Source organism: Acidovorax sp. Leaf191 (genome assembly GCF_001424425.1).
In the GTDB taxonomy this organism is placed as follows: domain Bacteria; phylum Pseudomonadota; class Gammaproteobacteria; order Burkholderiales; family Burkholderiaceae_C; genus Acidovorax.
In genome coordinates, this window is record NZ_LMPT01000018.1 from 70,400 (window position 1) to 84,175 (window position 13,776).

A 13,776-nucleotide genomic window follows, 5' to 3' on the forward strand; every position below is an offset into this window, starting at 1 on the left:
GCAGGCCGTTCTCAGGCCCATCCCAGCGCGATAGCGCAGTGCGAACCGGCCATTCAGCCTTGTGAGTGGGCCCGGGTGAGCTTCGCCAGCGCCGTGTACAGCATCTCCGGCGTGCAGGGCTTGGGCAGCACCTCGAACCCCAGGCCGCGGATGCTGTCCAGCTGCTCGGCATACCCCGTCATCAGCAGCAGTTGCTGCTGCGGCCAGGTCTGGCGGATGTACTGGGCCAGGCCCACCCCATCCATGTCGCCCGGCATGACCACGTCGGACAGCACGATGTCCGGCTGGTCGCCGCGCTCCAGCAGTTGCCGGGCCTTGGCCGTGCGGTCCACATGCGTCACGCGGCACCCGAGCGATTCGAGAATGGGCACCAGCGATGCGGCGACCTCTTCGTTGTCTTCCACCATCAGCACGGTCTTGCCCAGCGGTGCGAGCGTGGGTTGGGACGCCGAGGCCTGCTGCACCTGTGGCGCGGCTGCGGGCAGCAGCAGGCGCACCCGTGTGCCCACGCCCGGCTCGCTGGAGATCTCTGCCCGCCCGTTCAGGCGCTGGCACATGCCGTACACCTGGCTCAGGCCCAGGCCGGTGCCCTCGCCGACGGCCTTGGTCGTGAAGAAGGGCTCGAAGACCTTGCTGATCAGCTCCGGCGCGATGCCTGTGCCCGAGTCCTGCACGTCGATGAGCACCATGTCCGTGGGCGTGCTGGTGCCTGCTTCTGCGACGGTCGCATTGCGCGCCATGATCGACAGCGATCCGCCCTTGGGCATGGCGTCCCGCGCGTTGATGGCCAGGTTCAGCAGCGCCAGTTCCAGTTCCGCCAGGTCCAGGGTGACCGGTGCGGTGGCGGCATCCACCTGGACATCCAGCTGGATCTGGCTTCCCACCGCCGGGCTGACCAAGTCCTTGATGGACGGCAGCTTCTCCTGCAGCACCACGTGTTCTGCCACCAGCGGCTGGCGGCGCGAGAAGGCCAGCAGTTGCCGTGTGAGGTTGGTGGCCGACTTGACCGCCCGTGCGATGGAGTCCACTTGCTTCGTCGCCACGCCCGGTGCCGCGCGCCTGATGAGGTGCAGGTTGTTGCTCACCACCATCAGCGCGTTGTTGAAGTCGTGCGCCACGCCGCCGGTGAGCCGGCCCAGCGCCTCCAGCTTCTGGGCCTGCAGCAGGGCCTCTTCGGCGCGGTGGCGGGTTTCGATTTCCTTCTCCAGGCTCTCCATGGTCTGCAGCGCGGTCCGGGCGTTGCGCAGCGCGAGGGTGGCCGTCAGGAAAAGTGCCGCCACGGGCAGCGCGCCCATGGCGAACAGCGTCCCCAGCTCGGTCAGCACGTCATTGCGCAGCGCAATCAGGCTCATGCCCGTGCCCACGTAGAGGGGGTAGTTGTTGACCCTGCGGTAGGCCAGGAAGCTGTCTTCCCCGTTGACCGATGAAATGCCCCGCAGCTGCGCAGACTCCTCGCCCGTGCGCAGGTGCGTCAGCACCGGGCCTTGCGGCGACAGCCGGTCCGGCGCACCAGCGATGTCCGGCCACCGGGTGTAGATCTCCCCGCCTTCCCGAAACAGATTGACCGCCAGGCCCGGGTCGTCGGCCACCAGGTCGCTGTAGTAGCCGCGGAAGTAGGACGTCAGCAGGGTGACGTTGATGACCCCGGCGAACCGGCCCTCGTGGTCGTAAAAGCCGGTGCTGAGGTTGAGCACCGGTTCTTTCGTCGTGCGCGTGACGAGGGGCTTGGACAGGTAGGAGCCCTTGAAGCCCTGTTGATGGACCTTGAAGTACTCGCCGTCGGACAGGTCCGTGACCGGGAACGGCAGCAGGCGGCTGCTGGCGACGGTCTTGCCTTGGGCGTCCAGGATCAGAATGGATTGGATCTGGGGCTGGTCCACGGTCCTGGCCCGCAACGCCTCGTGCAAGGCGGTTTCGTTGCCGCGCAGTTCAGCCGGGTTTCTGCCGCTGACCAGCACCAGCACCTTGTCCTGCAGCGCTTCCGACGCCGCGATCACCTTGGACGCATGCTCATGGGCGACCCGCAGCGAGCGGCTCACGCGCGCGGCGGCGTCGTCGCGGGCGCCCACGTACCGCACCGCGCCCACCACCAGATAGATGAACAGGGGGACTGCAATGCTCAGCATGACCAGCAGGCGCAGCCAACGGACCGAGTCGCCCCGTTGGCGGGGAGCGTGGGGGGCTGCGGCGGGGCTGTCCGGCATGTTCCGTCCTTGCAATCACGGTTCGGTGGTGGCGGGGGTGCCGGGGCTCGGCACGCAAACCTGCAGTGTGGATTACAACCGATTCTTACTGGCAGGTAGGTGGCGCTGGCGTCTCTTGGGAAGGGTTGAGCTCCTTGGAGCGCGGGAAAGCGGGGACCTGAGCCGGTTCATTCCCTGACCGCCCTCCAGCGCCGCCGCCTACAAGCCCGCAATGGGGCCGTACACAAGATGAATGTGGCTTTGGAGCAGCACACCGCGCGTCCCAGGGCCTTCCACCACGCAACAAGGCCCCGCAATGATCAAAGACTCCCGTGCTGCAGGCACCTCGGCAGCTGCCGCAGCCAGAAACACCGACAGCGGCCCGTCCGCTCTCGGTCCGCCCGCCGATGCGCATTCCGCCAAGGCTGGCGAGACCCATGACATGGCGGCAGCCATGCCCTACAACCCGGGCAAGGCGGCCGAACACGGTTTTCAGAACGGCGTGAATCCCCCGGCGGGCACCACGGTAGAGGCACCGTCCCGCCTGCCGCTGGGCAGCACCTTGTCGGAGGCCAACAGCACCGAGAAGACAGGCACCGTGGCGCCCGAAGGTGTGAACGCCACCATCGCCCCCCTGGACAGGGTGCGGGTGGACTCCACCGGGCAGGTGCTCACCACCAACCAGGGCGTGCCGATTGCGGACAACCAGAACTCGCTCAAATATGGCGAGCGTGGCCCGGCCTTGCTGGAGGACTTCATCCTCCGCGAGAAGATCACCCACTTCGACCACGAGCGCATTCCCGAACGCATCGTGCACGCACGCGGCTCTGGCGCCCACGGGTTTTTTGAATGCTACGAGCCTTTGACCGAACTCACCCGGGCCGCACCGTTCAAGGAGGCTGGCAAGGTCACCCCGGTGTTCGTGCGCTTTTCGACGGTGCAGGGCGAGCGCGGTTCCAAGGACACGGCGCGCGATGTGCGCGGCTTTGCCGTCAAGTTCTACACCGACGAAGGCAACTGGGACCTGGTGGGCAACAACATGCCGGTGTTCTTCATCCAGGACGCGATGAAGTTCCCTGACCTGGTGCACGCCGTCAAGCCCGAGCCCCATCACCAGATGCCGCAGGCCGCAAGCGCGCACGACACCTTCTGGGACTTCGTCTCGCTGATGCCGGAGTCCACCCACATGCTGATGTGGGTGATGTCGGACCGCGCCATTCCGCGCAGCTACGCCACGATGCAGGGCTTCGGCGTGCACACCTTCCGGTTCGTCAATGCAGCGGGCGAGTCGGTGTTCGTGAAGTTCCACTGGAACCCGAAGGCCGGCACGCATTCGCTGGTGTGGGACGAGGCGGTCAAGATATCCGGCGCAGACCCAGATTTCCATCGCCGCGACCTTTGGGAGCGCATCGAGGCCGGTGCCTATCCGGAATATGAGCTGGGCGTGCAGGTGTTCACCGAAGAGCAGGCTGACAAATTCAGCTTCGACATCCTGGACGCCACCAAGATCATCCCGGAAGAGCTGGTGCCCGTGCGCCGCATCGGCCGCATGGTCCTCAACCGCAACCCGGACAACTTCTTCGCCGAGACGGAGCAGGTGGCCTTCTGTGCGGCGCACGTGGTGCCGGGCATCGATTTTTCCAACGACCCGCTGCTGGCAGGGCGTATCCATTCGTACATCGACACGCAGATATCGCGGCTGGGCGGGCCCAACTTCCACGAGTTGCCCATCAACGCCCCGGTCGCGCCCGTGCACAACAACCAGCGCGACGGCATGCACCGGCAGGCCATTCACCGCGGAAAGGTCTCCTACGAGCCCAATTCCCTTGCGGGAGGCTGCCCCTTTCAGGCGGGTGCGGCGCAGGGCTTCGTGTCGGTGCCCGCACGCATCGAGGCCAAGGAAGCACAAGGCAAGGTCCGCGCCAAGCCCGAGAAGTTCGCCGACCACTACACGCAGGCCCGGCTGTTCCTGGACAGCCAGACGCCCGTGGAGAAAGCACACATCGCTGCCGCTTTCCGCTTCGAGTTGAGCAAGGTGACGGTACCGGCAGTGCGGGAGCGCATGGTGGCATCGCTGCTGAATGTGTCCGAGGAGTTGGGCCACGAGGTGGCCGCCGGGCTGGGCATGGAGCCTTTGCCCCCACCCATGCAGTGCGCGCTCGCCAAGCCGCCCAAGCCCGAGGTGGCCCGATCGGACGCGTTGTCGCTGCTGGCCCGTCCGGGTGACGGCAGCCTGATGGGCCGCAAGGTGGCCATCCTGGTGGCTGATGGCGTGGTGGGGCAGAGCGCGGTGGATCTCCAAGCCGCGCTGTTCGCGCAAGGGGCGGTCGGCCGCTTCGTGGCGCCGCGCATCGGGCCGGTGAAAACGGCCGACAAGGTGGCCATCAACGCCGATGCGTCGCTGGAGAACGAGCCCGGCTTCCTGTTCGATGCATTGGCCCTGCCCGACGGCGATGCGGGGGTGAAGGCGCTGTCCGCGGACGGCCACACCATGGAATGCCTCAAGGACCAGTTCCGCCACGGCAAGACCATTCTGGTCATGCCGGCGTCTTCGGCGCTGATGCTCAAGGCGCAGATTCCGTCCACGCTCCCATCGGGAGACGCGGACCCAGGGATCGTGTTCGGTGCAGGGTCTCGGGAGTTCGAGCTGTTTATCGAGGGCATTGCCCGCCACCGCCATCCGGAGCGGGAGACGGACCCGCCGCTGGTCTGAGCGAGGGCTGCCACAGCGACGGCCCCCGCTGGTGGGGCCCGTCGCAAGTGGCAATTCGCAATTCGCTATTCGCAAGTGCCAGGTCGCAGTCGCCGCAGGCCGCGGCTCAAGCCGGTGCGAGCAAGGCCCGGGAGGGAACTCCAGCGATCGCACGCGTTGACCCCGCGTGCCCGAACGCGGTGCTTGCCGAGTCTTCCAGTTGGAAGGTGCGCACCGCCTCGGTCAGTTGCTGCGCCTGCATCTCCAGGCTCTTGGCAGCAGCGGCGCTTTGCTCCACCAGCGCTGCGTTCTGCTGCGTGGCATGGTCCATCTGATTGACGGCCTGGCCGATCTGGGAAATGCCCGTGCTCTGCTCGGAACTGGCCGAGCTGATCTCGCCGACGATGTCCGTCACGCGCTTGATCGCCCCCACGACCTCGACCATGGTCTGCCCGGCCTGGTCCACCAGACCGGTACCCACGGACACCTTTTCCACGCTCTCATTGATCAGGGCCTTGATCTCCTTGGCGGCGCTGGCGCTGCGCTGCGCGAGGTTGCGCACCTCGGTGGCCACCACCGCGAAGCCGCGGCCTTGCTCTCCAGCCCGCGCGGCTTCCACCGCGGCGTTGAGCGCCAGGATGTTGGTCTGGAAGGCGATGCCATCGATCACACCGATGATGTCCGAGATCTTGCGCGAGCTGTCATTGATGTCCCGCATGGTGGTGACCACTTTGGAGACCACCTCGCCGCCCCGTGTGGCCACGGCGGATGCGCTGATGGCCAGCTGATCGGCCATCTTGGCGTTCTCGGCGTTGTTGCGGATCGTGGAGGTGAACTCCTCCATCGTGGCTGCAGTCTGCTGCAGCGCGCTGGCCTGCTCTTCGGTGCGCTGGCTCAGGTCTGCATTGCCCATGGCGATTTCGCTGGTGCCGGTGGAGATGGAGTCGGTGGCGCCCCGCACCTTGCTCACGATGCTGGCCAGATTCTGCTGCATGGCGCTCAGCGATGCCAGCACGCTGCCGTCCGGAGCCGCGCTGGCCCCGGCAATGCTCGACAGGTTGCCGCCCGCCACCTTGCTGGCGGCACTGCTCAGCGCATCGGGCTCCGCACCCAGGGCCCTGAGCACGCCGCGGGTGATCGCCACCCCGCAGGCAGCCGCGATCACGGTGGCCAGCAGCGCGAGGCCGATCAGAAACCGCCGTTGGAACTCGAAGTCGGCCTCGGAGGAGTGCACCAGTTGGTGGGAGCGGTCATCGGTCGTTTTTTGGTATTCGCTGGTCTTGGCGATCAGGGCGGCGAGCAGCGGCCGGCATTCGTCATTGATTTTCGCAATGGCCTCGTCCTTTTTGTCGGCCATGGCCAAATCGACGATGGACAGGGCCACGGGACCGTACGACTGCTCGATCTTCGCGAGGTCGGCGACCAGCGCCTTGACGTTGGCCGGAATGCCCGGGCCCTCTACGGCCTGCTGGAGCAGGCCCAGGCGCTTCTGGACGTCTTCATGGGCTTTGGTGACGGCGGCTTTTTCGGCATCGCGCTCTGCGGGCTTGGTGGCCAGCACCAGGTTTCTCGCTGCCACCGCGCGCCGGTCCACAGCGCTTCGAATCTCCTGGGCCAGGTGGGCCCGTGCGTTGATGCCGGTCACAAAATCATGGAACTGCACCTTGGCGCTGCTCATGTCCTTGATGGCGACCGCAGACAGCAACACGATCAGCACCACCATCAGCCCGAACGAAAGCCCCAGTTTGGCCCGCATCGTCATATTCCGAACTACCATTTTTCCTCCCGCAATGACTTGATCTATGTCATGGTCCGGCCGGATGTAACACTTTGTCAATAGAAAATGGCTATGTCGATAGTGCGTGTTGATGTGGTGCCGAAATGCACGTAGAGCCCCGTATAGACGGCGCTCGAAGACGGAGTTAGTAAGCGCACGCTGCGAGCGCGCAGCAACATCCCGGTGGCTATGGGAGTGAAAACCAGCTCCGGCGCTCGACCCGCCTCAGTTGTTGCTATCAATTCAGGAATTTTCACGGTGCAGCCGTGCTGCTGCGATCGCATCCCCGAAAATCGCGGCAGCGGGCGTCGCTGTCCGGCTCAGGCAGCCTTCTTTTGCGCAGCAGCCTTTTTTGCGGGCGCTGCCTTCGCCGCGGCCTTTCGGGCAGGGGTTTTGGCGGGCGGCTTCGCGCCGGATTTGCCGCCGCCTTTGAGGCTGCGCTGGAGCAGCGCGGTGAGGTCGATCACTGCGCCGGACTTCGGCGCTTCCTCTTGCGGCTCCAGCACGGTCTTGCCTTCGCCGGCCTTGGCTTTCTTGTCCACCAGCTTCATCACCTGCAGGCGGAACTCGTCCTTGAAATCCTCAGGGTCCCAGGGGCCGGACATTTCCTCCACCAGCTGCTTGGCCATCTTGAGCTCGGCCGCGCTCACACCGTTCTTGCCGGAGGCGGGCAGGTCCAGTGAGTCCAGGGTCTTGACCTCGTCACCCCAGCGCAGAAGGTTCAGCACCAGCGCCGGCCCCGAAGGCACCAGTGCCGCCAGGTGCTGCTTGGTCGCGATGACGACCTTGGCCAAGCCGATCTTTCCGGTCGCCACCAGGGTCTCGCGCAAGAGCGCGTAGACCTTGTCGCTCTTGTTGATGGGCGCCACGTAGTAGGGGCGCTCCAGGAAGATGAAGGGCATCTCGTTGGCACCGATGAACCGCTGGATCTCGATGGTCTGCGTGGTCTTGGGAAACACCGCCTCGATTTCCTCGGGGCTGATGATCACGTACTTGCCGTCCTCGTACTCCACGCCCTTGACGATGTTGTCCTTGTCGATCTCCTTGCCCGTGCGCTTGTTGATGCGCTTGTAGCCCACCGGGTCCATGGACCGCTTGTCCAGCCAATCGAAATCCACCCCTTGCTCGCTGGAAGCGGTGTGCAGTCCGACAGGGATATGGACAAGGCCGAAGGTGATGGCGCCTTTCCAGAGGGTGCGACTTCCAGTGGCCATGGTGTGATCTCTCCGCACGGGGAACCCGGGTGTTACCAGTGTGCGGCGTGGCACCGTTGTGGGGTGTAGGTGTTTGCTTACCTGATCGGTAGGCCTCGGCATGGTCACGCCTTGGGTGCCCGGCCCCTATGCTCGCTGTATGCCAACCACACTGCGCCATATCTCCATCCATGTGGAAGAAACTTCGCCAAGCGCCTTTTACTGGGTGCTGAACGAGCGCGAGGACGGTGACCGCTGGAACGAGATCGCGAAATCGGACTCGGCGGCGCGCAGCTACAAGGACGCGATGGCCGAAGGATTGGCCGCGCTGCAAGCCCTGGTCGAAGACTTGGACGTGGGTCCACGCCGGCCCGGCAGATTGCGCAGCGACAGCGCCCGGGAGCCTGCCAAGCGCCGGCAGGCCCCGCCGGAAGAGGTCGTGCCAAGCAAGCCGAAAGAGTCCGACAGTCCTGCGCCATTCGGGTTCGGCCCGGCCGTTTGACCTTTCACAGCGGCCACGACGCCCCCCGCACGGCAAGGCTGCAGGCGCGCCGCGCCAGGGTCGGCCTTCAGGCCCGAAGGCGCCAGCGGGCCAGTTCGCTGCCCACCGCAGAGTTCAGTGTCTCCAGGTCGAACGGCTTCTTCAGCACGGATTGCACGCCCACCAGCCGTTCCACCTCGGCCATGTCCGCATAGCCCGTGGCCATCAGCACCGGAATTTCGGGGTAGAGCTGGCGGGCCGCCGCGATGAACTCGGCACCATTCATGCCGGGCATCAGGTAGTCCGCCATGAGCAGGTCGGGCATGCGGCGCTGCAACTCTCGCAGGCCGCTTTCGCCATCGCTGGCCTCGCGCACGCTGTAGTTCAGCAATCGCAGCCCTTCGGTGATGCCCCGCCTGACGGCATCGTCGTCTTCCACCACCAGCACCTCGGTGCGCCTGGCGGGGTTGGCGGCACCGCCCGGCGCGGCTGCGGCGTCCGGCGCGCTCTGCACCGCCGGAGTCGCCTGAGCGAACTGCAGCGTGACCGTGGTGCCTTCGCCCTCGCGGCTGTGGATCTCGGCGCTGCCGCCCGACTGGCTGGCAAAGCCATACACCTGGCTCAGTCCCAGCCCGGTCCCCTCGCCGTCGGCCTTGGTGGTGAAAAACGGATCGAACACCTTGGACTGCAGTGCTTCCGGAATCCCGCAGCCCGTGTCCTGCACGCTGATCTGCACCCGCCGTACACCGTCGTTGCCGGGGACCAGCCTGGTGCGGATGGTCAGGTGGCCACCGTCGGGCATCGCGTCGCGCGAGTTGACGGCCATGTTGAGCAGCGCCATTTCCAGCTGCGCACCGTCGAACAACGCCCACGCCTCGTCCTCGCACAAATCCATGTGCACCTGTACCTTGGAGCCCACCGATACTTCGATCAGCTCCCGCAGGTTGCCGACCATCGTGTTGACCTCGTGCAACTTCGGCAACAGGCTTTGCGCGCGTGAGAAGGACAGGAGCTGCGCGGTCAGTCTTGCTCCCCGGTCCACGGATTCCTTGGCACGGCGCGCGTAGTCGGCCAGCCGTTTCTCGTCGGCCAGCCGCATGATGAACTGCAGGTTCATGCTCACGGCGTGCAGCAGGTTGTTGAAGTCGTGGGCGATCCCCCCCGTGAGCCGGCCGATGGCCTCCAGCTTCTGGCTTTGCACGACTTTGGACTGGATGCGTTCCCGGTCGGCGATTTCGCGCATGAGGCGGTCATTGGCCCCAGCCAGATCGCTGGTGCGCGCGGCGATGCGGCTTTCCAGGTCTGCATTGAGCTGCTCCACGGTCTGCTTGGCAGATTCGATATCGGTCAGGTGCCGCCGCGAGGCGTATTGCCGTGCCCGCGCCCGAAAGGCCGAGCGCGCCGCACTGAGCAGCGTGTCGGGGTTGACCGGTCGCTCCAGGATCACCAGGTTGCCCAGCTCCTGCAGGGACAGCGCCGCACGTGCGGATCGGCGCACCGGCTGGCGCGTGGCCAGCACCACGAATGGAAAGTCCGACCATGCAGGCTGCTGCGCCAGATAGTTGCGCAGCGATTCATCCAGGCCGCCTGCCAGCACCTCTTCCGTGAGAACGGCGGTGGACGCCCCGGCTTCCAGCTCGGACAGCAGCGTTGCCGCATCGCTGCAGATCAGGCATTGCAGCGCATCGCGGCGCAGCACCGACTCGATCACCTGTGCGTCGCGACCGTGCGGCGCAAGGATTAGCACGCGACCTTCCATGCGATTCCCTTGTGTTTTCTATCGGGCCGGCACGGTAGTGTCCGAGTCGCCCAGCAGGGCATATGTGCCCGCATAGGCTTCGGTGCCGGCCAGTATTCCGTGAAAGTCGGCCAGCGGCTTGCCGATTTCCACACCATCCGGGCCCAGGCGGAATTCGCGGATGCTGGTCTCGTGCCGCATGGTGCGGCTTTTCACCACCGAGATCGCCTTGAGCAGGTTGCCGCGGGCTTCAAAGAAGCGGTACTGCACCATCGCATCGCTCAGATAGCTCAGGTCCACGTCCGTGCGCATCTCGCCCACCACGCCGTGCAGGGACAGAATGATCAGGGTCACCACACCCCGCAGGTTCAGGTACGCCAGCAGCTCGTGCATCTGCAGCTGCAGGTACTGCCCGCCGGGCATGGCCTGCATGTACGAGTTCAGGCTGTCGATCACCACCATGGTGACGCCGTCCTTTTCCACGGCGTCCCGTACGGCATGCGCAAACTGGCCGGGAGACACTTCCGCTGGGTCGAACGAGCGGATCAACAGCTGGCCCGACGTGATGAAAGGTTCGATGTCCAGACCCAGGAAGCGCGAGCGCACCCGGAGCGTGTTCAGGCCTTCGTCGAACAGGTAGTACGCCACCTTTTCGCCGCGCCGCATCGCGGCCACCGCGCAACTGGTGGCCGTGGTGGTCTTGCCCACCCCGGCAGGGCCGGCCAGCAGCAGATTGCTGCCCGGCGCCAAGCCGCCGCCCAGGAGTTCATCGAGCCCCGGGGTGCCGGTGGAGATGGGCTGGGTGTCGAAATCGCTGCCATGTTCGCCCGCCACCAGCCGTGGGAAGACCAGCAGCCCGCCCCGGTTCAGGTCGAAGTCATGGTCGCCGCTCCTGAACTTCACGCCGCGCAGCTTGACCACGCGCAGTCTGCGTTTGTCCGAGCCGTAGGCGTTCACGTTCTGATTGAGGTGAATCACGCCATGGGCGATGCTGTGCAGTTGCTGGTCGCCCTCGCCGACGGACTTGTCGTCCAGCATCAGCACCGTGCAGCCCAGTTGGGCGAAGAAGCGCTTGAGTGCAAGGATCTGGCGCCGGTACCGCAGAGCACTTTGGGCCAGCAGGCGCAGCTCCGACAGGCTGTCGAACACCACCCGGTGGGGCTTGAGCTCTCCCACCAGCCGCATCACATCGCGCGTGGTTTCTCCCAGCTCGAACTCCGAGGGGTGAAGAATGGTCTGCTCGGCGTCCTCGCTGAGCCCTTCGTCGCTGACGAGGTCGTAGACCTCGATGCCGTCCAGCGACCAGCCGTGGGAATGGGCTACCTGGGCGAGTTCTTCCGAAGTCTCCGACAGGGTGACGTAGAGTCCCCGCTCACCCTGGGCACGTCCCGACAACAGAAACTGCAGCGCCAGGGTGGTCTTGCCAGTGCCGGGGCTGCCCTCCACCAGATAAAGGTGCCGCTCTGGAAGGCCGCCGTTCAGGATATTGTCCAGCCCCGCGATTCCAGTGGGTGCCAGACCTTCGGGCGAGGAGGGGGCGCTTGAACTGTTTGACAAACCTGGATCCTTTCGATGGTGCAGCGGACTTTGCAACACGCAATCGCTGCTTCACCCATGGTGGCCTTTGTGTGTTCCGGCCAAGCCACTTCCGCCTGGCTGTGCCGACAGAGGCAAAAACTATACGCGGTCGGCCAATCCCAGGGGAGTCCGCCGCCACACGTCGACCGGAGCCATCAAGGCTGCAATGCTCCAGGCCACCATGAATGTGAATTCATTTTCGGATGTTAGGGGAGGTTTGCTGGTCAGCCTATGGCGACTGCTGGAGGGCGCCAGCTCCTACAGGTAGCGGTCCGGTCAGACAGCTACCGGCAGGTCGTTCGACGCGGCGTTTTTGAGAGGGGGCTACGGTTGCCGCCCACGGGACGGGTGTGTCGTCACGCGGCCACCAGTTGCTGCTGCAGCGGCGCCGAAGACCGAGCGGCGCGCACAAATTCGGGCAGAAAGGTGCGGCGCGTGCCGTTCGCAAACTCCACTGTCACAGCGTGCGAATTGGCTTCGACCACCTGGCCTGCGCCATAGCGGCGCGCACGCACCGCCTGGCCGCTGGTGAAGCTGGGTTTGGCGGTGACGGGCGGGCGGACCTCGATGGGGCGCTCCGGCATGGCCACGGCAGGTGCGAGGTGTTTCAACGCCGCCATGCGCCGGCAGTTGTCGCACCGGCCGCAGCCGTCGAACGGGGGCTCCTCACCCAGGGCGGACAGCACGGCGTGCCAGCGGCATCGCCCGCCCTGGGCGTAGGCCACCATCGCCTCGAGCGTCTCTCCGTCCTGCTCGCGCCGGCGCCGGTAGCCGCACAGCAGCTTTTCCAGGGCATCGCCGCTCAGCTCTCGTGCCACGCCAAAGCGCCCGGAGCGGTCGCGCCGCACGACCTTGTGGCTGCGCAGCAGGCTCAAACCCACCAAGGTCTTGGCCCGCGGCCGTGCGACAGCGTCGACGATGGCGTCGGCCGTCCAACCGCCTTCCGGTGCTGCCTGGTGCAGCAGCGTGTGCACTGCCTGCAGGTCGTCCAGCGTCGGGTAGCGGCCGGACATGAAGAACTGCTGCAGCGACCGGTCCTGCCGTACGTACAGCAGCGTGCATTGCGAGTCGTTCCCGTCGCGCCCCGCGCGGCCTGCCTCCTGGTAGTAGGTGTCCACGCTCGCGGGCATCTGGTAGTGCAGCACGAACCGGATGTCGGGCTTGTCGATGCCCAGGCCGAAAGCGTTGGTGGCCACCATCACACGCACCTTGCCGTCCATGAAGGCGTCCTGCGCCTCGGCGCGCCGGGCCGCGGGCAGCTTGCCGTGGTACAGGGCCACGCTTTCACCCGCCGCCGCCAGCTTGTCGTACAGCTCTTGGGCACTCTTGACCGTTGATGCGTACACCACCCCGGTGCCCTCGGTGGCAGCGATGTATTGCAGCGCGCGCGGCAGCCGATCCGCCGACCGTGACAGCTGCTCCACGGCGAGCTGAAGGTTCGGGCGGTAGGCACCGGCCTGAACGATGTTGCCGGACGCGATGCCGAACTGCGCCACGATTTCCTTCATCACCGCGGGCTTGGCGGTGGCGGTCAGCGCGAGCACGGCCGGCCGGCCCAGCGCCCGGACCGCGGGCGCAATCTCCAGAAACGCAGGCCGGAAGTCATGGCCCCATTGGGAAATGCAGTGCGCCTCGTCCACCACCAGCAGGCTCACCGTGTGCCGCGCCAGTGCGGCGGTGAGCGAAGGGTCGGCCATCTGTTCGGGCGTGGTCAGCACGATGCGGGCGCTGCCGTCGTCAATGGCTGCACGCGCGGCGCTCAGTTCCTCGGCCGAGATGGCGCTGTTGACCTGCACCGCCGCCACCCCCAGGCCCCGCAGCGTGTCGCATTGGTCTTTCATCAAGGCCACCAGGGGGGACACCACCACCGTGATGCCGGGCAGCAGCACCGCAGGCAACTGGTAGCACAGCGACTTGCCCGCACCGGTGGGCATCACTGCCAGGGTGCTGGCCCCTTGCAGCACGCGCTGCACCACGTCCCATTGCCCGGGCCGCAGGCGCTTGAGCCCGAAAACCTTCTTCAAGGTCTTTTGAATGTTGGCAGGTACCGGGGCCGGAATGGGCGTGGCGCCAGCCACGGCGGAGGCTTGGGATGTGGTGGTCATCGTCGAAGTGGATCTGTGGAGGCCGGACA

The 13,776-nt window shown here is 65.9% G+C and carries 8 protein-coding genes; 2 read left to right on the forward strand and 6 right to left on the reverse strand.

Annotated elements, in window-relative coordinates:
• Positions 1–53: 53 nt before the first annotated feature.
• Positions 54–2,204: a hybrid sensor histidine kinase/response regulator gene (locus ASG27_RS12060; RefSeq protein ID WP_056422967.1), complete on the reverse strand. Its 2,151-nt coding sequence runs from the start codon at positions 2,202–2,204 to the stop codon at positions 54–56.
• A gap of 295 nt (positions 2,205–2,499) precedes the next feature.
• Here ASG27_RS12060 and ASG27_RS12065 point away from each other — a divergent pair, with 295 nt between their 5' ends.
• On the forward strand, positions 2,500–4,896 hold the full coding sequence (locus ASG27_RS12065; protein WP_056417284.1) for a catalase: 2,397 nt from the start codon (positions 2,500–2,502) through the stop codon (positions 4,894–4,896).
• A gap of 106 nt (positions 4,897–5,002) precedes the next feature.
• Here ASG27_RS12065 and ASG27_RS27875 read toward each other — a convergent pair whose 3' ends face one another.
• Both ASG27_RS27875 and ku read right to left on the reverse strand, forming a co-directional pair.
• Positions 5,003–6,631: a methyl-accepting chemotaxis protein gene (locus tag ASG27_RS27875; protein ID WP_326938713.1), complete on the reverse strand. Its 1,629-nt coding sequence runs from the start codon at positions 6,629–6,631 to the stop codon at positions 5,003–5,005.
• Positions 6,632–6,972: 341 nt separating this feature from the next.
• On the reverse strand, positions 6,973–7,866 hold the full coding sequence (gene ku / locus ASG27_RS12075; protein WP_056417287.1) for a non-homologous end joining protein Ku: 894 nt from the start codon (positions 7,864–7,866) through the stop codon (positions 6,973–6,975).
• A 139-nt stretch (positions 7,867–8,005) separates the two neighbouring features.
• Between ku and ASG27_RS12080 the strand changes: the two genes are divergently transcribed.
• On the forward strand, positions 8,006–8,347 hold the full coding sequence (locus tag ASG27_RS12080) for a hypothetical protein (RefSeq protein WP_056417290.1): 342 nt from the start codon (positions 8,006–8,008) through the stop codon (positions 8,345–8,347).
• A gap of 67 nt (positions 8,348–8,414) precedes the next feature.
• Here the strand turns inward: ASG27_RS12080 and ASG27_RS12085 are convergent, their stop codons facing one another.
• The 3 genes from ASG27_RS12085 to ASG27_RS12095 form a co-directional block, all read right to left on the reverse strand.
• Positions 8,415–10,085 (reverse strand): response regulator, encoded by a 1,671-nt coding sequence (locus tag ASG27_RS12085; RefSeq protein ID WP_056417292.1) that lies wholly within the window; start codon positions 10,083–10,085, stop codon positions 8,415–8,417.
• A gap of 18 nt (positions 10,086–10,103) precedes the next feature.
• Positions 10,104–11,621 carry an ATPase domain-containing protein gene (locus tag ASG27_RS12090; protein ID WP_056417296.1) on the reverse strand — a complete coding sequence of 506 codons (1,518 nt, stop codon included), beginning with the start codon at positions 11,619–11,621 and terminating at the stop codon, positions 10,104–10,106.
• A gap of 377 nt (positions 11,622–11,998) precedes the next feature.
• Positions 11,999–13,747 (reverse strand): RecQ family ATP-dependent DNA helicase, encoded by a 1,749-nt coding sequence (locus tag ASG27_RS12095; protein WP_082485964.1) that lies wholly within the window; start codon positions 13,745–13,747, stop codon positions 11,999–12,001.
• Positions 13,748–13,776: the final 29 nt, after the last annotated feature.